This is a genomic window from Nocardia nepalensis (assembly GCF_048910785.1).
GTDB lineage: Bacteria > Actinomycetota > Actinomycetes > Mycobacteriales > Mycobacteriaceae > Nocardia > Nocardia nepalensis.
Map to the genome: position 1 here is coordinate 169830 of NZ_JBKBET010000031.1, position 21362 is coordinate 191191.

Annotated in this window: 28 protein-coding genes; 14 read left to right on the top strand and 14 right to left on the bottom strand. The window is 66.1% G+C overall.

Annotated features, from left to right (window positions below; all coding sequences use genetic code 11):
* Nucleotides 1-115 precede the first annotated feature (115 nt).
* From iolC to iolB, 3 genes are read left to right on the top strand one after another with little or no spacing between them, the layout of a single operon-like run.
* Complete coding sequence (iolC, locus tag ACHQ4I_RS25625) at nt 116-1081, top strand: 5-dehydro-2-deoxygluconokinase (RefSeq protein ID WP_420774388.1); 966 nt, start codon at nt 116-118, stop codon at nt 1079-1081.
* A 47-nt stretch (nt 1082-1128) separates the two neighbouring features.
* A complete protein-coding gene (locus ACHQ4I_RS25630) occupies nt 1129-2028 on the top strand; it encodes a Cgl0159 family (beta/alpha)8-fold protein (RefSeq protein WP_420774946.1) in 900 nt (299 codons plus the stop codon).
* Nucleotides 2029-2033: 5 nt separating this feature from the next.
* A complete protein-coding gene (gene iolB, locus ACHQ4I_RS25635; protein WP_420774389.1) occupies nt 2034-2900 on the top strand; it encodes a 5-deoxy-glucuronate isomerase in 867 nt (288 codons plus the stop codon).
* A gap of 65 nt (nt 2901-2965) precedes the next feature.
* Here iolB and ACHQ4I_RS25640 read toward each other — a convergent pair whose 3' ends face one another.
* Nucleotides 2966-3649 (bottom strand): NAD(P)H oxidoreductase, encoded by a 684-nt coding sequence (locus tag ACHQ4I_RS25640; RefSeq protein ID WP_420774390.1) that lies wholly within the window; start codon nt 3647-3649, stop codon nt 2966-2968.
* A 114-nt stretch (nt 3650-3763) separates the two neighbouring features.
* Between ACHQ4I_RS25640 and ACHQ4I_RS25645 the strand changes: the two genes are divergently transcribed.
* Nucleotides 3764-4693, top strand: coding sequence for an AraC family transcriptional regulator (locus ACHQ4I_RS25645; protein WP_420774391.1), 930 nt, complete (start codon nt 3764-3766; stop codon nt 4691-4693).
* Nucleotides 4694-4865: 172 nt separating this feature from the next.
* Here ACHQ4I_RS25645 and ACHQ4I_RS25650 read toward each other — a convergent pair whose 3' ends face one another.
* Nucleotides 4866-5126, bottom strand: a complete 261-nt coding sequence (locus tag ACHQ4I_RS25650; RefSeq protein ID WP_420774392.1) for a hypothetical protein — start codon at nt 5124-5126, stop codon at nt 4866-4868.
* Complete coding sequence (locus ACHQ4I_RS25655; protein ID WP_420774393.1) at nt 5123-5482, bottom strand: MerR family transcriptional regulator; 360 nt, start codon at nt 5480-5482, stop codon at nt 5123-5125. Before ACHQ4I_RS25655 ends, ACHQ4I_RS25650 begins: the two co-directional genes overlap by 4 nt.
* A gap of 129 nt (nt 5483-5611) precedes the next feature.
* Here ACHQ4I_RS25655 and ACHQ4I_RS25660 point away from each other — a divergent pair, with 129 nt between their 5' ends.
* From ACHQ4I_RS25660 to ACHQ4I_RS25685, 6 genes are all read left to right on the top strand, one after another.
* Nucleotides 5612-6046 carry an Hsp20/alpha crystallin family protein gene (locus ACHQ4I_RS25660; RefSeq protein ID WP_420774394.1) on the top strand — a complete coding sequence of 145 codons (435 nt, stop codon included), beginning with the start codon at nt 5612-5614 and terminating at the stop codon, nt 6044-6046.
* 514 nt (nt 6047-6560) lie between these two features.
* The gene (locus ACHQ4I_RS25665; RefSeq protein WP_420774395.1) at nt 6561-6791 is read left to right on the top strand and encodes a hypothetical protein; all 231 of its coding nucleotides are present in this window, start codon (nt 6561-6563) and stop codon (nt 6789-6791) included.
* A gap of 19 nt (nt 6792-6810) precedes the next feature.
* Nucleotides 6811-7164, top strand: coding sequence for a cold-shock protein (locus ACHQ4I_RS25670; protein ID WP_420774396.1), 354 nt, complete (start codon nt 6811-6813; stop codon nt 7162-7164).
* A gap of 49 nt (nt 7165-7213) precedes the next feature.
* On the top strand, nt 7214-7405 hold the full coding sequence (locus ACHQ4I_RS25675; protein ID WP_420774397.1) for a hypothetical protein: 192 nt from the start codon (nt 7214-7216) through the stop codon (nt 7403-7405).
* Between the two features lie 6 nt (nt 7406-7411).
* Nucleotides 7412-7573, top strand: coding sequence for a hypothetical protein (locus tag ACHQ4I_RS25680; protein ID WP_420774398.1), 162 nt, complete (start codon nt 7412-7414; stop codon nt 7571-7573).
* 72 nt (nt 7574-7645) lie between these two features.
* On the top strand, nt 7646-7978 hold the full coding sequence (locus tag ACHQ4I_RS25685; RefSeq protein WP_420774399.1) for a nuclear transport factor 2 family protein: 333 nt from the start codon (nt 7646-7648) through the stop codon (nt 7976-7978).
* A gap of 78 nt (nt 7979-8056) precedes the next feature.
* Here the strand turns inward: ACHQ4I_RS25685 and ACHQ4I_RS25690 are convergent, their stop codons facing one another.
* The 3 genes from ACHQ4I_RS25690 to ACHQ4I_RS25700 all read right to left on the bottom strand — a co-directional run bounded on the left by ACHQ4I_RS25690 (nt 8057) and on the right by ACHQ4I_RS25700 (nt 10299).
* Nucleotides 8057-8605 carry an N-acetylmuramoyl-L-alanine amidase gene (locus ACHQ4I_RS25690; RefSeq protein ID WP_420774400.1) on the bottom strand — a complete coding sequence of 183 codons (549 nt, stop codon included), beginning with the start codon at nt 8603-8605 and terminating at the stop codon, nt 8057-8059.
* A gap of 16 nt (nt 8606-8621) precedes the next feature.
* Nucleotides 8622-9254: a DUF1906 domain-containing protein gene (locus ACHQ4I_RS25695; RefSeq protein ID WP_420774401.1), complete on the bottom strand. Its 633-nt coding sequence runs from the start codon at nt 9252-9254 to the stop codon at nt 8622-8624.
* Between the two features lie 424 nt (nt 9255-9678).
* The gene (locus ACHQ4I_RS25700) at nt 9679-10299 is read right to left on the bottom strand and encodes a TetR/AcrR family transcriptional regulator (protein WP_420774402.1); all 621 of its coding nucleotides are present in this window, start codon (nt 10297-10299) and stop codon (nt 9679-9681) included.
* A gap of 292 nt (nt 10300-10591) precedes the next feature.
* On the opposite strand from ACHQ4I_RS25700, the gene ACHQ4I_RS25705 reads away from it, so the two are divergent.
* The gene (locus tag ACHQ4I_RS25705; RefSeq protein ID WP_420774403.1) at nt 10592-11539 is read left to right on the top strand and encodes an NADP-dependent oxidoreductase; all 948 of its coding nucleotides are present in this window, start codon (nt 10592-10594) and stop codon (nt 11537-11539) included.
* 264 nt (nt 11540-11803) lie between these two features.
* On the opposite strand, the gene ACHQ4I_RS25710 is transcribed toward ACHQ4I_RS25705, so the two are convergent.
* From ACHQ4I_RS25710 to ACHQ4I_RS25725, 4 genes are all read right to left on the bottom strand, one after another.
* Nucleotides 11804-12292 carry a DoxX family protein gene (locus ACHQ4I_RS25710; protein ID WP_420774404.1) on the bottom strand — a complete coding sequence of 163 codons (489 nt, stop codon included), beginning with the start codon at nt 12290-12292 and terminating at the stop codon, nt 11804-11806.
* Nucleotides 12293-12510: 218 nt separating this feature from the next.
* The gene (locus tag ACHQ4I_RS25715) at nt 12511-14916 is read right to left on the bottom strand and encodes an ATP-binding cassette domain-containing protein (RefSeq protein ID WP_420774405.1); all 2406 of its coding nucleotides are present in this window, start codon (nt 14914-14916) and stop codon (nt 12511-12513) included.
* A 235-nt stretch (nt 14917-15151) separates the two neighbouring features.
* Nucleotides 15152-15565 (bottom strand): VOC family protein, encoded by a 414-nt coding sequence (locus tag ACHQ4I_RS25720; protein WP_420774406.1) that lies wholly within the window; start codon nt 15563-15565, stop codon nt 15152-15154.
* 5 nt (nt 15566-15570) lie between these two features.
* A complete protein-coding gene (locus ACHQ4I_RS25725; RefSeq protein WP_420774407.1) occupies nt 15571-16020 on the bottom strand; it encodes a helix-turn-helix transcriptional regulator in 450 nt (149 codons plus the stop codon).
* A 252-nt stretch (nt 16021-16272) separates the two neighbouring features.
* Here ACHQ4I_RS25725 and ACHQ4I_RS25730 point away from each other — a divergent pair, with 252 nt between their 5' ends.
* Entirely contained in the window at nt 16273-17259 is a 987-nt protein-coding gene (locus tag ACHQ4I_RS25730) for an alpha/beta hydrolase (protein WP_420774408.1), read from the top strand.
* A gap of 159 nt (nt 17260-17418) precedes the next feature.
* On the opposite strand, the gene ACHQ4I_RS25735 is transcribed toward ACHQ4I_RS25730, so the two are convergent.
* The 3 genes from ACHQ4I_RS25735 to ACHQ4I_RS25745 form a co-directional block, all read right to left on the bottom strand.
* Nucleotides 17419-17784, bottom strand: a complete 366-nt coding sequence (locus ACHQ4I_RS25735; RefSeq protein ID WP_420774409.1) for a nuclear transport factor 2 family protein — start codon at nt 17782-17784, stop codon at nt 17419-17421.
* Nucleotides 17785-17833: 49 nt separating this feature from the next.
* Nucleotides 17834-18622, bottom strand: coding sequence for an oxidoreductase (locus ACHQ4I_RS25740; RefSeq protein ID WP_420774410.1), 789 nt, complete (start codon nt 18620-18622; stop codon nt 17834-17836).
* Between the two features lie 73 nt (nt 18623-18695).
* Complete coding sequence (locus ACHQ4I_RS25745) at nt 18696-19271, bottom strand: TetR/AcrR family transcriptional regulator (RefSeq protein WP_420774411.1); 576 nt, start codon at nt 19269-19271, stop codon at nt 18696-18698.
* Between the two features lie 151 nt (nt 19272-19422).
* Here ACHQ4I_RS25745 and ACHQ4I_RS25750 point away from each other — a divergent pair, with 151 nt between their 5' ends.
* Nucleotides 19423-19728, top strand: a complete 306-nt coding sequence (locus ACHQ4I_RS25750; protein WP_420774412.1) for a protein kinase family protein — start codon at nt 19423-19425, stop codon at nt 19726-19728.
* Nucleotides 19729-19995: 267 nt separating this feature from the next.
* Here ACHQ4I_RS25750 and ACHQ4I_RS25755 read toward each other — a convergent pair whose 3' ends face one another.
* On the bottom strand, nt 19996-20403 hold the full coding sequence (locus tag ACHQ4I_RS25755; protein WP_476445410.1) for a TIGR03668 family PPOX class F420-dependent oxidoreductase: 408 nt from the start codon (nt 20401-20403) through the stop codon (nt 19996-19998).
* 289 nt (nt 20404-20692) lie between these two features.
* On the opposite strand from ACHQ4I_RS25755, the gene ACHQ4I_RS25760 reads away from it, so the two are divergent.
* A complete protein-coding gene (locus ACHQ4I_RS25760) occupies nt 20693-21352 on the top strand; it encodes an RraA family protein (RefSeq protein ID WP_420774414.1) in 660 nt (219 codons plus the stop codon).
* The last annotated feature ends 10 nt before the right edge of the window (nt 21353-21362 follow it).

Sequence of the window (21362 nt, forward strand, 5' to 3'; positions counted from 1 at the left end):
TTACGTATGTCTGTAAGTCAGTATGTCCGGACAAAGTCTTGACAAGCGGGTACGGCGGGGCACAGTCTGGACAGGCGCAAGTGCCCGTCCACAAGGACCAATCTGGAGTCAGCCTGTGAACGCTCAATTCGAGGTCGTGTCGACCGGTCGGGTCGGCGTCGACATCTATCCGCTCCAAACCGGGGTGGGTCTGGAAGATGTCGAGACCTTCGGCAAGTTCCTCGGTGGCAGTGCCGCCAATGTCGCCGTGGCGGCGGCGCGGCTGGGACGGCGCACCGCGCTGTGGTCCGGTGTCGGCGCCGATCCGTTCGGCCGATACGTGCGACGCGAACTGGTCCGCCTCGGCGTATCGGACGCCCTCGTGCAGACCACCGGCCGCTTGCCGACACCGGTGACCTTCTGCGAGATCTTCCCGCCCGACGATTTCCCGCTGTACTTCTACCGCGAGCCCAGCGCGCCGGACCTGCAGATCACCGCTGGACAGGTGGATCCCGACATTATCCGCGGTGCGGGCGTCTACTGGTCCACTGTCACCGGATTGTCCCAAGAGCCCTCTCGGACAGCGCATTTCGATGCCTGGTCGGTGCGGGAACGCAGACCGCTCACCGTGCTCGATCTGGACTACCGACCGATGTTCTGGGCCGACGAGCACCAGGCCCGCGAACAGGTGCGCCAAGCGCTGACACAGGTCACGGTGGCGGTGGGCAATCGCGAGGAGTGCCGCATCGCCGTCGGCGAGACCGACCCGCATCGCGCCGCCGACGCGCTGCTGGATCTGGGTGTCGAACTGGCCATCGTCAAACAGGGTCCGGATGGCGTGCTCGGCAAGACCCGCCACGAATCGGTGGTGGTGCCGCCCGCCACCGTCGAGGTGGTCAACGGCCTCGGCGCCGGAGACGCCTTCGGCGGCAGCCTGTGTCACGGATTGTTGTCCGGCTGGGATCTGGAGACCATCCTGCGTCGCGCCAATGCCGCCGGGGCCATCGTGGCCGCCCGGCTCGAATGCTCCACCGCCATGCCGACCGGCGCCGAAATCGACGATCTCGTCGCGCTGTCATTGACCGGAAAGGCCCAGAAGTGAAGGTAGCGTCGCGCAGCGATTCGTTGACCGGCGGGCCCAAAGCCACCCTGGCACCGCCGACCGTCGGGGTGGGTTCGTATGCCGAGCTGACCGAGTTGCGGGCGGCCGATCCCGGCGCCATTGCCAGGGCCTTCGCCACGCGGACCCGCCGCGGTCTTGTGCGTGGCGACGGCCGGTTGATGATCATCGCCGCCGACCATCCGGCCCGCGGCGCATTGTCGGCCTCCGGCAATCCCATCGCCATGAACAATCGCAAGGAACTGCTGGACCGGCTGGTCACGGCATTGGACCGGCCAGGCGTGGACGGTGTGCTCGGCACCGCCGACATCATCGAGGATCTGCTGCTGCTCGGTGCGCTCGAGGACAAGGTCGTATTCAGCTCGATGAACCGTGGCGGCATCGCGGGAGCGGATTTCGAGCTCGACGACCGGATGACCGGCTATACCGCGCGGGCCACCGCCGCGGCCGGGCTCAATGGCGCCAAGATGCTCAACCGGTTCGATCTCACCGATCCGGGGACCCTGTCGATGATGACCGCGAGCGCGGCCGCCATCGATGAGCTCGCCGCACTCGGCTTGGCCGCGATGCTCGAGCCGTTCATGTCGCACCGGCCCGGCGGGCCGGGGACCAAGGTGGTCAACGACCTGTCACCGGATGCGGTCATCAAGAGTGTTCATCTGGCGCAGGGCCTGGGCTCGACATCCGCCTATACCTGGTTGAAGCTGCCCGTCGTCGCGGAGATGGAGCGGGTCATGGACGCCACCACCCTGCCCACCCTGCTACTCGGTGGCGACCCGGAGACAGATCCGGAAGACACCTACGCCGGTTGGGCGAAAGCCCTTGCGCTGCCGGGAGTTCGGGGCCTGATCGTGGGCCGCGCCCTGCTGTATCCACGCGACGGCGATGTCGCGGGCGCCGTCGACACGGCCGTTTCGCTGGTGCGGTGATCGAGATGCACAGCACGCATTATGTGCCCGCCTCCCGCAACAATCGTGCGCCGTTCACGGTGGCGCTGACCCAGGAGGCGGCGGGCTGGGATCACTGCAGCCTGCATGTCATCGAACTCGCGCCGGGACAGGCCCATCGCACCCACAGCCGTGGCGATGAGATCGTCGTGGTGCCGCTATCGGGTTCGTGCACCGTGACCAGTGGTGGCGAGTCGTGCGAATTGGCCGGGCGCGACAGTGTTTTCGACGGCCCGACCGACTTCGCCTACATCGGCCGGGACAGCTGCTACACCGTGACCAGTACGGGCGGTGGACGCTTCGCGCTCGGTGGCGCCCGCGCCCAGCGACAGCTGCCGTTCCGCTACATTCCCGCCGCCGATGTGGCCGTGGAGTTGCGCGGCGCGGGCAACTGCAGCCGCCAGGTACACAATTTCGCGACCGCGGACACCTTCGAAGCCGATGCGATCATCGCCTGCGAGGTGATCACGCCGGGCGGGAACTGGTCGTCGTATCCAGCGCACAAACACGACGAGCTCTCCGATACCGAGACCCCGCTCGAGGAGATCTACTACTTCGAATTCGCCCGCGGCGCGGACGATTCGCCGGGTTTCGGCTACCACCGCGTGTACGGGACCCCCGAGCGGCCGATCGATGTGCTCGAGGAGGTCCGCGACGGCGATGTCGTGCTGGTACCGCACGGCTACCACGGCCCATCCATCGCCGCGCCCGGCTACCACATGTACTACCTCAACATCATGGCCGGCCCCGGCCCGGAACGGGCCTGGCGGATCAGCGACGACCCGGCCCAAACCTGGCTGCGCGGCACCTGGACCGATATGCCGATCGATCCGCGACTTCCCATGGGCACGTAGCTCACAAGATCAACGGGAATCCGGGCGGCATCGGAGTGCGCCACAGATTCCCGCTCGATGACTGTTCAGGCCGGAAGGCGGTCCGCGGCAAGGAAATCCGTGATGAAGGTGGCGGCGCGGCGTTCCAGGGCGTCGTATTGGGCGGCGCGGGCCGCGCCGATTGCCGGATCTTCGATGTGGAGTGTGCCGTCGGTGTTGAGGCGCTGGCGCCGCTCCTCGGCATCGGGGAGCAGGCCGACGATGGAGTGTGTGAGGCCGCAGTAGTAGGCGATGCCTCCGCTGAGCTGGGAGTCCAGGGCCTGCTGCATGAAGTCGACGGTCGGGTCGTCAGCGGCGACGCCCGCCAGCCCGAGCCACAGCATGCGTTTGCCCGCCAGCCGGGGCTTGCTACGGCCGTAGGCGAAGCCGTAGTTCCAGACCCTGTCGATCCAGCCCTTCAGAATGGCGGGAGTGTAAGCCCAATAGACGGGGAAGGCGGCAATGATGATATCGGCGGCCAGGATTCGCCGCATGTGCTCCTCCACCTCGGGGGAGAAGATCTTGTCCCGATTGCCCCAGTCGGGCTGGTCGGCCTCCGTCATGCGCGGGTCGAAGCCCTCGGCGTGCAAGTCCAGCAGGTCGATGCGGTAGCCCGCGGCTTCCAGCTGCGCGGTAGTGCGGCGGGCGATGTGCGCGGTAAGCGAATCGGTGCGGTGGTGCGCGACCACCACCAGGGCGGTCCGGGGGTCCTGAGCATCGTTGTTCGACAAGGGATTCCTCCTGGTCGGAATGGTTGCTTGCGAGGTCTCCAGTACATCCGGAACCCTGTGGACGATCCATGGGTGAAAGCACTCAATCAATAGGAGATCGTCTACGCTCGTCGCGTGGACCCCTTGAGCCATCTACTGCGCGGCATCCGAGCCGAGGGCGCGGTGGTCAGCCACGCGCTGCTGGAAGCGCCCTGGACCATCCGTTTCGCCGACCGCGCCCCACTGACCATGATCACCGTGTTGCGCGGCGGCGGCACCCTGGTGCTGGCCGATGGCTCCGAAACCCCGCTCGCCCTGGGCGATACCGCGGTGGTGCGCGGTCCGGACCTCTTCCACGTCGTCGATCGCCCGGCCTCGCTCGGCGGACCGCACACCGAGTACGAGATCGCCTGCTTCGCACCCGGTATCGAGTGCGACGTCGAAGATCTGAGCGGAATCCGCTGGGGCGCAGAGGAGGTGGGTGCGACCGCGCTGGTCGTCGGCGCGTACCAGACCTCGGCGCGCCGTAATGACCGCCTGATGCAGACTCTGCCGCCGATGCTGCTGGTCAGCGAGGGGGTGGAGATGTGCGGCTGGTTCGAGAGCGCTGCCAAGGAGGCGGTCACGCTGAGCGCCGGATCACAGGCGATGATGGACCGGCTGCTGGACTGGGGTCTGGTGTGCACCCTGCGCAGCTGGTTCGAGCAGGCCGGACCCGCCGCACCGGCCTGGTACCGCGGCCTTGCCGACCCGGTGGTCGGTCCCGCTCTGGATGCCATCCACACCACGCCCAGTGCGCCATGGACGGTGGCCTCCCTCGCCGCGCGGGCGGGCGTCTCCCGCGCCCTGTTCGCCAGACGCTTCGCCGCAGTCATGGCCACCCCGCCCCTGACCTATCTCACCCGTTTTCGCATCAATGAGGCCGAAGAGCTCTTGGCCGCAACAGATTTCACTATCGCCCAAGTGGCGAAGACCGTAGGCTACGCGGACCCCTTCGGCTTCAGCGCCGCCTTCAAACGCCACACCGGCCTGAGCCCCACCGCTTTCCGCGCCGCCGCAGCCTGACGCACCGTCAACTTCGCCGCCAGTCCCCGGCAAGGAGACCAGCTGCTCAACTGCTCCGCGTCGCAGGTCCACGCGATGGTCGACGGCGCGATCCGGCACCGAACTCGCCGTGGATCGGCCGGGTCCTCGCTGTGCCCGGTCTCGCGCAGGGCGCCCACCGATCGCGGCCCGCCTAATTTCGCGGTGTTCGAGCGCCTCTCGCGGTGCGGCCGCGGCCGGTGTGGGCGAGCGTCTGCTGTAGCGCTTCGATCGCGGCGTGCAGGTGGGCGGTGACGGTGGCGGTCGAGGTGAGCACGACATGGTGCTGCTGCTGGATCTTCTCGATCTGGCGCAAGGTCTCGAGATCACAGGTGATGTCGTCGAGAACGGACCAGAACTCGAGCGTCTCGATCCCGGTGGTGCGGGGCTGCGTCGCAGCGGGAGTGTCGGTCATGCCGGATCGTGGTGGCCGCGGAGCCGGTCGCGTTCGGCGGTGAGCGCGGCATTGGTGTCGCGCAGTGCGGTGTTGGTGTCCTCGAGGTCCAGGATGCGAGCGATCGCGGCGAGGTTGATCCCCTGCCCTGCCAAGGCGGCGATACGCGCGAGCCGCGCCAGGTCGTCGTCGCTGTAGCGACGGGTGCCCCCTGCGCTGCGGGCGGGGGTGACCAGCCCGTGTTCCTCGTACAAACGCAGCGAATGCGCCCCCATCCCGGCCAGCTCGGCGGCCACCGAGATCCCGTACACCGCCTGAGCTGGGCCGGGCCGATGACCGGAGCCGAGTCCGGGCGGGTGGTCGTGATCAGGCAACATCTACAGTCCTCTCTCGCTGTTTCTAGATTACCTCAGCAAGGTTCTTGCACTCTCCTCAGTCGAATGCTAAAAAAGATCTCAGCCAGATGACAGAGATTATCTGAGCCCCGTCGACAGAGAATGGAGTGAGTGGAGGTGGCGACCATGCTGATGCGCACCGATCCGTTCCGAGATCTGGATCGCTTGACCCAGCAGGTGTTCGGCACGCCGGCCCGTCCGGTGGTGATGCCGATGGATGCCTGGCGTGAGGGCGATGAGTTCTTCGCCGAACTCGACCTGCCCGGCATCGACCCGGAATCCCTCGACCTGGATATCGAACGCAACGTGGTGACCGTGCGCGCCTCACGCCCGGAACTGGACCAGGGACGGTCGATGATCGCCGCGGAACGCACCCGCGGGGTGTTCAGCCGTCAGTTGTTCCTGGGGGAGAATCTCGACACCGACGCCATCCGCGCCGATTACCGCGACGGAGTGCTGCGCCTGGTCATCCCGGTCGCGGAGAAAGCCAAGCCCCGCAAGATCGAGATCAGCCGCCACGACGACCGTCAGGCGATCAACGCCTGACCCTGGCGGCATCACGGGAGGGTCCCTGTGATGATGCCGATGGTGTGCGCGACCGGTCACGCGACGACCGAGGTCGCAGACGAGCTGTCGTGGCCCGATGCCGGGCTGCTGGCATTGGATCCGGATCTCGGGGAGTTGTTCGCCGAGCTCGACGAGGTCCTGTGCCAGGCCTGGGACCGGTGGCGGTCTCCACCGCCGCGCGAGCATCGCGAGCCCCGGGACCGGTCCGGGCACGCGGCGGCCACGCAGCCGGCCCGGTGTCCGGGACGCCGACCGGCCGCAGGGCCGGGCCGCCAGCGCGGCCCGCCCCCTGCGGTATCGATGCGTTACCCGACGACGAGACAGAGCGAGGTGATGCCCGTAGAAGAGCCGAAGAACGCACGAACCGTTCACAGAAGTTCATGTTCAGACCCTTTCGTCCACGGGTGAGCCCGGTCAGCACGAAGGCTTCCGGGCTCACCCGGCCCCTTTCGCCCGAATCGACCACACGATGACGCTCGAGGGAGGGATCGCCGTGACCAGCACCTGGACCACCATCACGCCGGCAGGCAGCGACTTCGACCGCGCCGGGCAGAACGTTCCCGCCCACGACAGCGACGTCGGCCTGGACCCCACCGCGCTGCAGCCACCGGCCGAAACGGTGCGCGCCGCGGTCGATCCCGCCGACCTCGCCGATCGTATCGACCAATCCTGCATCACCCCATTGGACCTCGATGACGACTACGACTACAGCCTCGCCGACTGACCACCCCACCCCTCAGGGCATGCCCTCATCCGGCATCACGCAGTACGACCCGCAAACCGGCGGCGGAGAAGAACCGCCGCGCTGGCACCACGGCCACGTCGCCTGGTTCAACACCGAGAAGGGTTTCGGGTTCCTGACTTCCGACACCGGCCCCGCAGTATTCGTCGACTACCAGACGATCGACATCCCCGGGTTCAAGACTCTTGTCGCCGGGCAGCCGGTGGTGTTCACCATCACCGACACCCCGCGCGGCCCCGAAACAACCCGCGTCGTGCCCTACACCCGTGCACACACCACCCCACACATCCCGCCACGCCCCTGCGCCCCCGGTATTCGACCGCACTGGCGGCGCTGCCGTCGCAGCAAGCCGTAACCCCTGACACCGCACCCCGCACCATCCGGTATCCGGCACAAGGACAATCGTGATCGCACCATCACACAGCCCCGCCACAACGAACCACACCCCGACCATGCACCACACGCCCACGCCCGCAACGGATCTCGGCGACACGCCGGCAGTGCACTGGCCCGATCCCAGCCCCTTGGACCACTGGTGGACCGAGGTCATGGACGGTGTCCTCACCCCAGTCGCCGCACCCTCGGCCGGAGTATGAAGCTCCATGCTCACCTTGCTCGCACTGCTGGTGACCGTTCCCCCGCTCGCCGCGCTCGCCGGCTGGGCGTGCGTGGCCGCCACCTGCTGGCACGAAATCCGCACCCGCTACCGGCAGCCACCACCCGACCAGCCCGCCGCCCGCACCCCGGCACCGGCACTTCGATGAAGCCGGCACCCCGCGAACGGGTCGGGAACCGACGAAGTGGTTCACCCGGACGGCTTCACCCCGTGTCTGTCGATGACCGAGGCCAGCGACCGCCATTTCGCCCCTGACCACCGTCAGCGCACCGACGGCCGCTGGGACACCCGCGCCGAATTCGCCGAGCACATCGCCCACCTGCGCCGGGTAGTGACCACCGGATCGGTTCGCGTCCTCGACGAGTTCATGCACGACCACGCCTACGCCGACCGGCACATCGTCGAGGTCATCAAAGACGACGGCCCCCACGTCGCCACCGAGGTTTACCTCTTCGCCGAATTCGCCCCTGACGGCCGCTTTCGCCGCATCGAGGAGACCACCCTCCTGCTCACCGGCCCCGAATCCGAACGCAACCTGGGCAGCGCCCGCTGAGTCCATTCGCCACAACCCTGGACCTTGTATGCGCGTTGTGCTGCGCGAGACCGGCGAAAGGTGAAGTGCCGGTCGAGGTCATGCCTCGCTGTACTCGGCCAGCTTCGAATTCAGGTAGTCCCAAGGGAAATTGGGGCCGACATCGGTGTGCGTGCCCTCGTGCTTGCCGATGGTGTAGGCATTGTGGTCGGCGATCCCGGCCTCGTCATTGCTGAGTTGTTCGGGTGTGATCGTGCGAATCGGGATTCCGTACTTGCGGGCGTCCTGCACGGCGATCCATGCGGCACAGTCGATTCCGGCCTGCATATTCGAAAACCATTCATCCCGCGTCCAGGCCACGCGTGAGCCCGCGAAGCACAGGTTGATCGCGCGTGGATTACCGCTGAGCACGGCCCACGCGGACATGTCGGTGTCGACCACGTCGATCACCGTTCCGGAGTTGTCCACGGTGTAGTGGTAGGACACGCCCGAATTGGCATTCTGCAGATAGTGTGCCAGCGACTGGGCATCGCCGTCGCCTTCCTGGGTGTGTAGCAGGAACCAGATCACCTGCGCGCCGTCGCGAGAGTCGCAGTTGGGACTGACGCCGGTCTGGTCGTCTTGCTTGGTGATAGGTGATGTTGCCATGGTGTTCCCCCTCGGGTTATCGGGTGTTGGTGGCGGCCGACCATTGTCCGTAGTCGGGTTTCAGGACATCGCTGACGTCGATCCCGACGCCGGCGATCTCGCGGTGGTCGATCTCGATCTGGTGCAGATGCGCCTTGGGGTGATCACCGTTGATGGTGGGGTCACCGGACCAGTTGTGCTGCCAGAACCATTGGGCGACACCGTCTTCCAAGGCCCAGTCGATGCAGCGGGCATTGCAGTAGATGCCGGTCCACTCGGCGCCGACCACCGAGGCCCAGCCACGCAGGAACGGAGCGATGAGATTGTTCCAGTCGTCAAGGCTCGGGTTGTCGTCGACCGGAGCGTAGAGCGGACGGTAGCCGGGGCCGCCCGCCTCGAAGTGCAGGCGCAACGCCGTCTCGGCATGCCGGGCGCCGCCGTCGTAGCCGCCACGCCAGTCGGCCGTATCCGCTTTGCCGTATTGGTAGTTGGTGACGATCTCGAGGCCCGCGGCGCGCAGCCGCTCGCAGTAGTCGCGCCGCAGCGGTTTGGCGGCGAAATTCGTTCCGGGTCTCGACTCGGAAAAATATCCGATGACCCCGGCAAACCCCGCGGTCTGGATGTTGCCGGGCTCGATGAGACCCGCGGAGAAATCGATCAACCGCGTCATGATTGTCCTGTCCTCCTTGACAGCTGGGTACCGCCGGTTGGGCAGGTAAAGACTCCCCCGGCGCAGCATCGAATGCCGATTCGGCGCGCGTGTCCGGCATCTTGGTTCCACTTGTATTGCACGACAAGGGATTCCGTCCGCAGGCCGCATGACGACATTTACGGACGGAATTCAATGGCAAGATGCGGCACGTGTCACGAGATCGGTGTGCTCGCAAGATGATTCGTCGCTAAGTCAGCGTTGTCCTGTGCCCCCGCCCCCCGTTTAGGCCAATTCGCTTGATCGGGAAGCATACAACCGAAACCGACTACTCGAAACCGAAATCGGTCTAAACGTGGTGTTGCGCATACTTTTTCGATGACCCGCTCGCGGGCCGGACAATCAAGGAACGCTGCACTTCCTGACAGGTTCAGGATTCCGGGGCTTATTCGAGTGTGGCCGGGTCGGTGGCGGCGGCGCGCAGGCGCGAGAGGATGATCGCGTCGGCACGGTCATAGCGGTGGTCGTCGTCGAGCAGGAGGGCGTCTTCGGCGGCGATGCGAGCGAGGGCGTCGAGTTCGAAGGCCAGGTCGGCGGGGTCGATGTCGGCGCGGATCTCCCCTAGCGCTTGCGCTTCGGCGATGGTGCTGGTGTACAGGGTGTGCCAGTCACGGCGGCCCGAGGCGATGGCGTCTCGGACACGCCCGGGTCGGGCGTCGAACTCGGGGGCCGCCGACATGAAGAAGCATCCGCCCTCGAAGACCGGCAGTCGTGCGTAATGCATCCACGACTGGGACAGCGCCCGGACTCGGCGGATTCCGGCCGGTGTTTTCCTGGCCGGACGGACGACCCTGGCGGCGAAGACGTCGATCGCCGCCCGCACGGTCGCCAATTGCAGTTCCTCTTTGGAGCCGAATTGCGCGAACACGCCGCTCTTGCTCACCTCGAGTTCGGTGGCGAGTCGCCGCACGGACAGGCTCTCGAGCCCTTCCACCGAGGCGATGTTCATCGCCCGGTCCAGTATCAGCTGCCGTGACTGCAGGCCACGCAGAACCCGCTTATCCATGGCGCAAGTCTAGTGGACAGATGTCCTAAAGATCGAACGGTCCAAGCTGCTTACGCGGCCGCCGCCAGGTGGCGAACCGATCCGGTGCTGCCTCGGTCGACTGGCCGATGGCTTCGGCGTAGGCCCGGACCGTCTCCGTCGGCGTAGACCGCCGTTCTCGAAAGGCAAGGTATATGGACGCTCGTACTATCTGTTCCCTCACATTAACCGAGCCGCATCACACTTTGCCCCTAGGCACGGCCATAAAACTCATAGTACGGTCGTCCACATACATTGGATGGAGAGGTTGGCTATGCGAGCGGTGCTGCAAGACGAGTGGGGCGGTCCCGAGACCATGCGGCTGGTCGAGATCGACAGGCCGGAGCCCGTTTACGGTGAGATCCTGGTCAAGGTGATCGCGGCCGGCGTGAATCCGGTCGACCACTACACAGCGCGGGGAATGGCCTACAACCGCGTACTCGACCTGCCGTTCGTCAATGGCTGGGACGTAGCCGGGGTGGTAGAGCAGGTCGGCTACGGAACGACACGGTTCCAACCTGGTGACCGGGTATTCGGCATGCCGTGGTTTCCGCGCGCGGCGGGCGCCTACGCCGAGTACGTCACCGCACCCGCCCGTCATTTCGCCCACATGCCGGACGATCTGACCTTCACCGAGGCGGGCGCACTGCCCCTGGCCGGGCTGACCGCGTGGCAGATGCTCGTCGACGTGGCCAGGATCGGACCAGCGCAGCGCGTGCTGATCACAGCGGCCGCGGGCGGAGTCGGCCATCTGGCGGTGCAGATCGCAAAGTCGTTCGGCGCATACGTGATCGGCGCCGCCCGTGCGGCCAAGCATCCCTTCATCACGGCGCTCGGTGCCGATGAGATGGTGGACTACACCACCACTGACATCGTTACCGCCGTCCGGGATGCCGATGTGGTGATCCAGATGTTCGGCGGCGACGCGGCCCTGAACGCCCTGCGGTGCCTGCGCCCCGGCGGAATCCTCGTCAACGCCCAAGGTGCCTGGACATCCGGCATGGCGGCACGTGCCGCAGAACTGGGCGTCCGCGCATCCAGTTTCCTGGTGGAACCGGATCACGTCGGACTGGAAGCGCTGGCGGACCTGGCGCGCAAGTCCGAGCTGAAGGTGCATGTCGAGCGCGAATTCCCACTCGCCCAGGCAGTCGAGGCCAACCAACTCGTCATGGGAGGACGGACCACCGGCAAGGTCGTCCTGACCGTCGCCGAACCGAATTGACGACGCCGTGCGCATTACCGGTCAGGGCGCACGAGTGATCCGATGGTACCGAGCGAGTCACCAACCGCGACAAACCGAGCGAAAGCCATTGCCGCACAGGCGATCCAGGCAGAGTAGCTGCTCCTGACATCGAAAGCCCCGCACCTCAATCATCGGATGACGTGCGGGGCTTATTGGGGACTCTGGCTCAGTTCGGCGATTCGATTACCTACCGAAACGTTGCTCGACGCGGCGATCTGCGGGTGTCGGCTCGGATGTGTTGACTCAGCCGGTGAAGGACTCGGAGCCGAAGCGGCCCCAGGCCACGAAGGCGGCCAGAGCGAGGTAGACGAGATTCAGCGCGACGTATTGGTATTGGTGGTAGCGGGCGTGGGTGATCATCGCGCCGATCATCAACAGGATCCAGCAGACGGCTGTTACCGGCACCAGCACCGGTGCGATGTCGAGCGTGGCGGGCAGGGTCAGGCCGATTGCGGCCAGGATCTCGAGGCCGCCGAGGGTTCTGACGAAACCAGCGCTTGCGTGCATCGTCCATCCCCCACCGGACTTCGCGCCCAAATCGTCCAGCTTGGCCTTGGGCATGAACGCTTTGGTTACGCCGCCGGAAAGGGCGAGGGCGGCAAGCAGCCCGGCAACGATCCAGAGGGCGAGGTTCATGAGCTTCTCCTGAGGTGCAGGCGAGTCGGGCTCGTCCTCGATCTGGCTGAGCCGTTCGTCGCCGACGGGCTGCCGGAAGATGCCGTTCGCAGGCATCCCCGTCGGCTTCCCGATGGTGTAACTGGTCGGGCATTAGATACCGCCGGCCCTCAGGGTGTGACGCCACGCCGGTGTGACGTGCGCCATCGCATGTCCTGCCTTACAGCATCGGCCGCTCCGCCATCCACCGCATCATCAGCGGCACCGCTCCACGCACATAATCCTCGTTTGCGGGTGGTGGCACGATCCACGCAAAATCGGCCGTGCGGTGATCGTCAACGGCGGGTGCGGCGTGCTCGCGGTTGCGCCGCGGCGCCCACGTAGGCGGCGAGGTGCTCGCCGGTGAGGGTGGCGCGCTCGGCGACGAGGTCGGTGGGGGTGCCCTCGAAGACGATCTTGCCGCCGTCGTGGCCCGCACCGGGGCCGAGGTCGATGATCCAGTCGGCGTGCGCCATGACGGCCTGGTGGTGCTCGATGACGATGACCGACTTGCCGGAGTCGACGAGGCGGTCGAGCAGGGCGAGGAGCTGTTCGACGTCGGCGAGGTGCAGGCCGGTGGTCGGCTCGTCGAGGACGTAGACGCCGCCCTTCTCGGTCATGTGGGTGGCCAGCTTCAGCCGCTGCCGCTCGCCGCCGGACAGCGTGGTGAGCGGCTGCCCGAGGCTGAGATAGCCGAGCCCCACGTCGGCGAGCCCTTGCAGAATCTTGTGGGCCGCCGGGATTCGCGCCTCGCCGGTGCCGAAGAACTCCTCGGCCTCGGTCACCGGCATTGCGAGCACCTCGCTGATATCGCGGCCGCCGAGGTGGTAGTCCAGCACCGCGGCCTGGTACCGCTTCCCCTCGCACTCCTCGCAGGTGGTCGCCACACCCGCCATCATCCCGAGATCGGTGTAGACGACACCGGCGCCGTTGCAGTTGGGGCAGGCCCCCTCCGAGTTGGCGCTGAACAGCGCCGGTTTCACGCCGTTGGCCTTCGCGAACGCCTTGCGGATCGGTTCGAGCAGTCCGGTGTAGGTCGCCGGATTGCTCCGCCGCGAACCGCGGATCGCACCCTGGTCCACCGACACCACACCCTCGCTCGCCGGGATGGACCCGTGTACGAGGGAGCTCTTGCCGGAACCAGCGACGCCGGTGATGACGGCGAGCACCCCGAGTGGGATGTCGACGTCGACATCGCGCAGGTTGTTCGTCGACGCGCCGCGAATCTTCAACGCGCCGTTCGGCTTTCGCACCGTCTCTTTGAGCGCGGCCCGGTCGTCGAAATGGCGGCCGGTGATGGTGCCACTGGTCCGCAGCCCGTCGACGGTGCCCTCGAAACAGACGGTGCCGCCGCCCGTGCCGGCACCTGGGCCCAGGTCGACGATGTGGTCGGCGATCACGATCGTCTCCGGCTTGTGCTCCACGACCAGCACCGTGTTGCCTTTGTCCCGCAGCCGCAGCAGCAGGTCGTTCATCCGCTGGATGTCATGGGGGTGCAGGCCGATGGTGGGCTCGTCGAAGACATAGGTCACGTCGGTGAGCGAGGAGCCCAGGTGGCGAATCATCTTGACGCGCTGCGCCTCACCGCCGGACAGCGTGCCCGACGGCCGTTCGAGCGACAGGTAGCCGAGCCCGATCTCCACGAACGAGTCCAGGGTGTGCCGCAGCGAGGCGAGCAGCGGCGCCATCGACGGCTCCTTCAGACCGCCGACCCATTCGGCGAGATCGCTGATCTGCATCGCGCAGGCGTCGGCGATATTGACGCCCTTGATCTTCGAGGACCTGGCTTCGTCGCTGAGCCGGGTGCCGTCGCACTCGGGGCAGGTGGTGAAGGTGACCGCCCGCTCCACGAAGGCGCGGATATGCGGCTGCAGCGCGTCGATGTCCTTGGACAGCATCGACTTGCGGATCCGCGGGATCAGGCCCTCATAGGTCAGGTTGATGCCCTCGACCTTGATCTTGGTCGGCTCCTTGTACAGCAGATCGTTGAGCTCGCGCTTGGTGAACCTCTTGATCGGCTTGTCGGGATCGAAAAAGCCACAGCCGGTGAAGATTCGACCGAACCAGCCGTCCATGCTGTAGCCGGGAATGGTGAGCGCACCCTCGTTGAGCGATTTGGTGTCGTCGTACAGCTGGGTCAGGTCGATATCGTTGACCGCGCCCCTGCCCTCACAGCGCGGGCACATGCCGCCGGTAATGCTGAAGCTACGACGCTCCCGCACGGTCTGGCCACCGCGCTCCACGGTCACCGCGCCCGCACCGCTGATCGAGGCGACGTTGAAGGAGAACGCCTGCGGTGAGCCGATGTGCGGCTTGCCGATTCGGCTGAAGAGAATGCGCAGCATCGCGTTGGCATCGGTGGCGGTGCCGACCGTGGAGCGGGGGTCGGCGCCCATCCGCTGCTGGTCGACGATGATCGCGGTGGTCAGCCCGTCGAGTACGTCGACCTCCGGTCGTGCCAGCGTCGGCATGAAGCCCTGCACGAAGGTGCTGTAGGTCTCGTTGATCAGCCGCTGCGACTCCGCGGCGATGGTGTCGAACACCAGGGAGCTCTTGCCAGAACCGGAGACGCCGGTGAACACCGTCAACCGGCGCTTGGGGATCTCGATGCTGATGTCCTTCAGATTGTTGACGCGCGCGCCGACCACGCGGATGAGATCGTGGCTGTCGGCAACCTGTCGTGCGTCCGTCTTCTTGGCCATGCTGATCGTGTCTCCATCTGTTGCGCGGGCCGCCTGCGCGGTCTCCGTCGGAGTCGTCTGGCTCGATCTAATCAGCTTCGAGCAGTGCGTTCGGTTCTTCTTCGTCGGCGCGGTCGTGGCAAACGTTCGCCGTCGCAGGCGCCGGTGGCTGGTAGGCGGCCGCCACCGGCGTCGCGTGCTGGCTCATTCACGGAGCCGCAGGTCGGGCTGCGTCTTTGGGGCAGCTCGGGCTGTATCAGCCCAGTTGCTTGATGCGGACCATATTGCCCGCGGGATCGCGGAAGGCGCAGTCGCGAATGCCATACGGCTGGTCGGTCGGCTCCTGGACGACCTCGGCGACGTCGCTGGCCTGCAACTGTTCGAAGACGCCGTCGAGATCCTTGGTGGCCAGGTTGATGCTGGCGTAGGTGCCCTTGGCCATCATCTCGGTGATGGTGCGGCGCTCGTCGTCGGTGATGCCGGGGTCGGCGGCTGGTGGATGCAGGACGATAGATACGTCGGGCTGGTCAGGTGGACCGACCGTGATCCAGCGCAGCCCGTTGTATCCCACGTCGTTGCGGACCTCGAAGCCCAGGGTGTCGCGATAGAAGGCCAGGGCGGCGTCCGGGTCGTCCTGCGGGAGATAGGTCTGGTGAATGGTGATGTCCATGGCGATCACGATAATTTCTGCGCGGCTACCTGCGCTTCTCGATTCCTGATCGGTCTTGTCACCTGTTTCGCCACGCAGGGCGGCATCCCGGCGGTTGCCTGCTCCGCCTCGCGCTTGTAGGTGCTCGGTGGCATACCGACCAATTCGGTGAAGCGCGTGCTGAAGGTGCCGAGCGACGAGCAGCCGACCGCGAAGCAGACCTCGGTGACGCTCAGGTCGCCGCGACGCAGCAGCGCCATCGCCCGTTCGATGCGCCGTGTCATCAGGTAGGCATACGGCGACTCGCCGTAGGCGAGCTTGAACTGGCGGCTGAGGTGCCCGGCGGAAATGTGCGCGTCACGGGCGAGCGCCTCGACGTCCAGTGGTTGTGCGTACTCGCGGTCGATCCGGTCACGGACGCGGCGCAGCCGTGCGAGGTCGCGCAGGTAGTCCTCGGTGGCTGGTCTGCTGGTCACCTACGTGATCGTCCCACATTCGCAAGACCAGCGGGCGAACGCTGGCCGTCACGCAAATGGCCCGCCCATGCTGCGGCAACTTTTGAGCGACACTGTCGCGGCATTCACCTCTGTCGGAGAGCGATTGCGGCACAATCTGTGATGACTTTCGATCCCGGGCGCGGCACCGCCGCACCCCGCAGCGGCCACTTGGCCTGAGCGACAGCCGAATTCGAGTCTCCTCGGTCATCGACCGGGAAGAAGGTAGGAGGTATGCGGGTGGGTGCGGCAGCACTATCCAGGCGGGGTTGGCTGAGCAAGACCTGCGCTGTCTTGGCAACAGCTGTTCTTGTGTCGTCGATCGGTGCCGCGGCGGCTACCGCCGCACCGCTGCACGCACCGAGGCTGCGCACACCGGCAGGCGGTTACGACGAGCTATTCGTGCCGTCGAGCATGGGGCCGATCAAGGTCCAGGTGCAGTGGGCGGCCCGTGGTGGTAGCGCCGCCCTCTACGTGCTCGACGGTCTCCGAGCACCGAACGACCACAGTCAGTGGACGACCGATACCGACGCGCTGCGCCAGTTCGCAGGCGACAACGTCACATTGGTCTTCCCGGTGGGTGGCCGGTCGAGCTTCTACACCGACTGGTACCGGCCGAGCAGTACCAACGGTCAGGCGACGACGTACAGGTGGGAGACCTTCCTGACCGAGGAGCTACCCGCATTCCTGCAACAGTTCGGCGTATCGCGCACCAACGACGCCATCATCGGGCCCTCCATGGGGGGCAATGCCGCCCTGATACTGGCGGGACACCATCGCGACCAGTTCAAGTTCGCCGGATCCTTCTCCGGATTCGTGCATCCGACATTTCCGCATTGGAACGAGGCGATGCGCGCCGCCATGCGGGACGAGGGCAACTTCAATGTGGACGACATGTGGGGTCCGGCCGGTGACCCCGCCTGGCCTCGCAACGATGCCACCGTGCAGGCAGAATTGCTGCGCGGCCTGCCGATATACCTCTCGACGGGCAACGGCCAGCCCGGTCCGCCCGACCTGCCCTACGGGCTCGGCAACACCATCAACGCGATGGGCCTCGAGGCGATGACGCTGATTTCCGCCCAGATGTTCCGTGATCGAATCGCAGAGCTCGGAATTCCCGCGCGCATCGACATCGTCAATGGAACACACACCTGGCCCTACTGGCAGCAGGCGCTCGCGACCGCGCGTCCGATGATCCTCGAAGCACTCGGCGCGTACTGACCCGACTATCACCGACGTCGATCGGTTCGACGCGATCCGGACGAGACCCGGCGGCAGGCTGTCCTACGTTCACGAGCATGCTGAGCGATGCGCGCACACTTGCCCGAGCCCGGCGCTGGTATAGCCCGGCCGCGAACCCGTCGAGAAGCGTCGTGGTTCTCAGTTGACGCCCATGAACATATAGACGGTCTTCACGAGTCCGTTCGGATCGCGGAAGACGACGTCCACCCCGCGACCGACGGTCTCGCCCCTTGGGGTCAGCATCGACCAGCGCAGCAGGAGCGCGTCTCCCGATTCGATGTCCTGGTCGTAGGTGAAGGTCAGTCCCTTGCCGGCGATGTTTTCCTCGTGCACGCGCGTGATGTGCGCAGCGATGCCGTCGATGCCCTCGATGGTGATTCCGAGCGAGGAGATGGCCATGCGGCCGTCTGCGGCCCACAGGCGGTCGATGTTCGCGCGGCGAATCCGGGGGTCGGGCTCGGTCCAGGTCCGCAGGTACCGGGTGTCGAAGTCGCTAGTGGTCATCGGGCTCTCGATTCTGGAGTTGGAGATGGTTCGGGGAAGTCGCTGTGGCTCAGGCGGTCTTGATGGTGCCGCCGTCGATCACGATGTCGGCCCCGAGCACGCTGCCCGCCGCCGGGGATGCCAGGAACGCGACAAGAGCGGCGACCTCTTCGGGTTCGGCGATCCGGCCGGAAGCGATGCCGAACGTTTCGGGCATGGCGGCGAGGAAGTCCTCGTGGGTGGCTCCGTTGTGGGCGGCGACTTTGGCGCCGAATCCCTCGGGATCGCGCCACACCCCGGTGCCCACGGGGCCCGGAGACACGGTGTTGACCCGCACTCCTCGGGGTCCGAACTCTTCGCTGAGGCGTTTGCTGAAAGCGGTGAGTGCCGCCTTGGCTTCGCTGTAGCCGACAGGGCCGGTTGCCGGCACCCGGGCGTTGATCGAGGACACGTTGATGATCGCTCCGCGCCGCTGGATCAGGCTGGGCAAGGCCGCGCGTGATGTCCAGACCGCGCTGAACAGGTTCAGGTCGAACAGGTCTCGCCACTGCTGGTCGTCGGCATCGAGGAACCCGCCCAGTTTCACTCGGTCGCTATCTCCGGCGCCGACATTGTTGACCAAGATGTCGACCCCGCCGGTTTCCGCGACCGCGGCCTCGATGACCGCCCGCGCACCTTCGGGATTGGACAAATCAGCCTGCACCACTGCCACGGTGGCCTTTTCCAAAGCAGTTGTGATGGTGCGTGCAGCACCGATCACACGGGCACCTTCCCGCGCCAGGGCCTGGGCGACGGCGAGCCCGATGCCACGGCTGGCGCCGGTGACCACCGCGGTCTTTCCATTGAGCTGAAGATCCATCCGATCAACCTTTCTTGAACTATCGGTCTAAAACGCGGACATAAGGAAGGGCGGGCATGCGAGCCCGCCGTTGTCAGAGCGTGCTGAGGGTCGTATCGATGATTCGATGAAGTACCGGCGCGTCGTGAGTCATCGCCATGACGCGTAGGCCCGCGAGCGTGTTCGCCAGACATTCCGCGTAAGCGCGCGGATCGAGCTCGCGTTCGACGTCGCCGTCTCGCTGTCCCCGTTCGATCCTGGCCGCGAACCAGTCGATGGACTCGTCCTGCATCTTGTGGATCTTCTGCGCCATCGCGGGGTCATGGCCCGCGAGCTCGACCGCCGTGTTGCCGATCAAGCACCCGCGCCGCACTGGCTGGGCAAGGTCGGAATCGACGACGAATCGCAGCGCGGCGCCGATGCAGTCGCGCGTCGTACCGGGTTGGTCGAGAAGGCCTTTCGCCAGCTCGGCGATCTGTTGGTGGTAGAAGTCCAAGACTCGGTCGAATAGCTGCCGCTTGCTCGCGAAGGCGTTGTAGAGGCTGCCCTTCGCGACCCCGGTCGCCTCCGCCAGCTGGGCAGGTGAAGTGCTCGAGTAGCCATGGGTCCAGAACGCCTCCATCGCGCGCTCGATCACGGTGTCGTCATCGAAGCTTCTCGGCCTACCCACGCTCTGACCGTAAACGTTCTAGACCTCGAGGTCAAGAACAAATCGTCACCACCGCCCTGGGCCGCAGCAGCTATCTCTCAGGCGCACAAGACAATCCGGGATTCCTAGCTATGCTGGCGCGGCTCATTACCGCTGCAGTACGAGGGGGATCGTGGTTCATCCCGATATTGGTTCGACGTTCGCGGACTACGTCATCGACGGCGTACTCGGACAAGGCGGTATGGGAACGGTCTATCTCGCTCGGCATCCTCGGCTGCCGCGATCGGTCGCGCTGAAGTTGCTCAACCGTGAGGTCTCCGGCGATGCCGAACTGCGGCGGCGGTTCGAGCGGGAGGCCAGTGTCGTTGCGCGGCTGGAGCATCCGACTGCTGTACCGGGTTCGGTTGCGGCAGGGCATGTTCAGCTGGTGCCCGCGCTCATGCCGCCCGAGATGGTGATGGCTTCGCCATTGAAGTGACGGCCGCGTTCGCCGACCAGGAGCAGGATGGTTTCGGAAACCTCTTGCGGGACAATCAGCACGCCCCATTTCGCCGCGGCATAGTGGCCCGAGTTCGCCGCTCCCATGCGGCCGACGATGGACGAGGTGGCGACGATCCTGCCGGATCCGCCAGCTTCCCCATCTGCGTCCCCTCTCGACTCGGCAGTCCCATGGTTGCACGGTCGGCTTACCCGTAGTACTCGTTCAGGCGATAGCAGCGGCCGACCCACAGTGCGGCACCGCGTATCAGCTCGCGGACCACCCCGACCATCGGGTGACATCGATGGCCACGACCGGGCCGGGCGGCGGCTGGGACACGTACACCGGATAGCGTGCGGCCAGAAGGCGTTGGGCCAGTTGGGCTTCGGAGTTGTCGGCGATGCGCGCGGTGCCGTCGGCTCGGGCCCACCACAGGTGTGTCCAGTCATCGCTGTAGTGGTCGGTGAGCACGGCGACCGACGGGTTTTCCGCGATATTCGCCAATCGGCGCAGGGCGGTTGTCGTCTTCGGTTTCGCATCGACCGCGGTATAGATGGTCTCATCCGCGACCGCGAATACGATCGGCACAATGTGCGGACGCAGGTCCGTCGACACTGTGGCAAGCCGGGCTACCGGTTCCGCGATGAACCGTTCCCGCGCCACCCCGGCATCCAGGCGCACCGCACCTCCGTATCTCGTGACCGGTCGTACAACCGATTTCGTACTCCGCCGACTTCCCCGCAGGCTCTCGATCGAGAAGGGGTGAACAGCGGCTGCCCTTCCATCCGCCCCACCCGATGTCTGATCATATGGCTGCGCAGGTCGAATTCGGGGTAGCGCGCGGGATAACGACGCCGATGACAGTGCGAGCCCGATGCGAGCATCGGCGAGTTCGTAGCGGCCGCGGCGGGAGACCGTACGATGCCAGCTGATCCGTCATTCGAGTTCGGAAGGGGCGTCACCGATGCCGACCGACCAGCTCGTCACGAAATTCCGCACCGTCGATACGACGGCCATCTGCGACGCCGATAAGTCGACGCGGGTGCTCGACAGCGCGATTCGACCGCGATCCGCCGAGCCGCACATCTTCGGCCCCGCGTTCACCGTCCGCTGTCGCGGCGACTTCCTCGCGGTCTTACGGGCTGTCGAGACGGCCGCGCCCGGCGACGTCATCGTGGTCGACGGTGGTGGTGCCGAAATCGCGTTCGCCGGCGAGTTGTTCGCTCGCGGCGCGCTCGTCCGCGGTCTCGGCGGCATCATCGTCGATGGCGGGTACCGCGATATCGCCTATGTTCGCGGCTGCGCGCTGCCGGTGTACAGCCGGTTCGTTACGCCGATGGCGGGCACCACATCTGAACTCGGCCAGCTGCAGATCCCGGTGATCTGCGGTGGTGTCGAGGTGGCTCCCGGTGATCTGATCCTGGCCGATGCCGAAGGTGTCATCGTCGTCGATCCCGCGCGGATCGATGCATTGCTCGATGCGGCGGCAGCGGTCAAAGACGCCGAAGCGAAACTCGTCGAACTGCTCGATGCCGGATCGACGCTCAGCGACGGCCTCAATGTCGCCGAGCACGCCGCGGCCCTCGAACGCGGCGAACCCTCGGCGCTGCGGTTTCTGGTCTGACGGCCCGTAG

Coding starts and splice junctions, on each gene's coding strand:
- ACHQ4I_RS25680 (WP_420774398.1), top strand. CDS start 7,412: ATGCTCACCTTGCTCGCACTGCTGGTGACCGTTCCCCCGCTCGCCGCG.
- ACHQ4I_RS25730 (WP_420774408.1), top strand. CDS start 16,273: ATGCGGGTGGGTGCGGCAGCACTATCCAGGCGGGGTTGGCTGAGCAAG.
- ACHQ4I_RS25655 (WP_420774393.1), bottom strand. CDS start 5,482: ATGTTGCCTGATCACGACCACCCGCCCGGACTCGGCTCCGGTCATCGG.
- ACHQ4I_RS25685 (WP_420774399.1), top strand. CDS start 7,646: ATGACCGAGGCCAGCGACCGCCATTTCGCCCCTGACCACCGTCAGCGC.
- ACHQ4I_RS25715 (WP_420774405.1), bottom strand. CDS start 14,916: ATGGCCAAGAAGACGGACGCACGACAGGTTGCCGACAGCCACGATCTC.
- ACHQ4I_RS25670 (WP_420774396.1), top strand. CDS start 6,811: ATGCCCTCATCCGGCATCACGCAGTACGACCCGCAAACCGGCGGCGGA.
- ACHQ4I_RS25695 (WP_420774401.1), bottom strand. CDS start 9,254: ATGACGCGGTTGATCGATTTCTCCGCGGGTCTCATCGAGCCCGGCAAC.
- ACHQ4I_RS25710 (WP_420774404.1), bottom strand. CDS start 12,292: ATGCCTGCGAACGGCATCTTCCGGCAGCCCGTCGGCGACGAACGGCTC.
- ACHQ4I_RS25705 (WP_420774403.1), top strand. CDS start 10,592: ATGCGAGCGGTGCTGCAAGACGAGTGGGGCGGTCCCGAGACCATGCGG.
- ACHQ4I_RS25700 (WP_420774402.1), bottom strand. CDS start 10,299: ATGGATAAGCGGGTTCTGCGTGGCCTGCAGTCACGGCAGCTGATACTG.
- ACHQ4I_RS25735 (WP_420774409.1), bottom strand. CDS start 17,784: ATGACCACTAGCGACTTCGACACCCGGTACCTGCGGACCTGGACCGAG.
- ACHQ4I_RS25690 (WP_420774400.1), bottom strand. CDS start 8,605: ATGGCAACATCACCTATCACCAAGCAAGACGACCAGACCGGCGTCAGT.
- ACHQ4I_RS25740 (WP_420774410.1), bottom strand. CDS start 18,622: ATGGATCTTCAGCTCAATGGAAAGACCGCGGTGGTCACCGGCGCCAGC.
- ACHQ4I_RS25720 (WP_420774406.1), bottom strand. CDS start 15,565: ATGGACATCACCATTCACCAGACCTATCTCCCGCAGGACGACCCGGAC.
- ACHQ4I_RS25650 (WP_420774392.1), bottom strand. CDS start 5,126: ATGACCGACACTCCCGCTGCGACGCAGCCCCGCACCACCGGGATCGAG.
- ACHQ4I_RS25760 (WP_420774414.1), top strand. CDS start 20,693: ATGCCGACCGACCAGCTCGTCACGAAATTCCGCACCGTCGATACGACG.
- iolB (WP_420774389.1), top strand. CDS start 2,034: ATGCACAGCACGCATTATGTGCCCGCCTCCCGCAACAATCGTGCGCCG.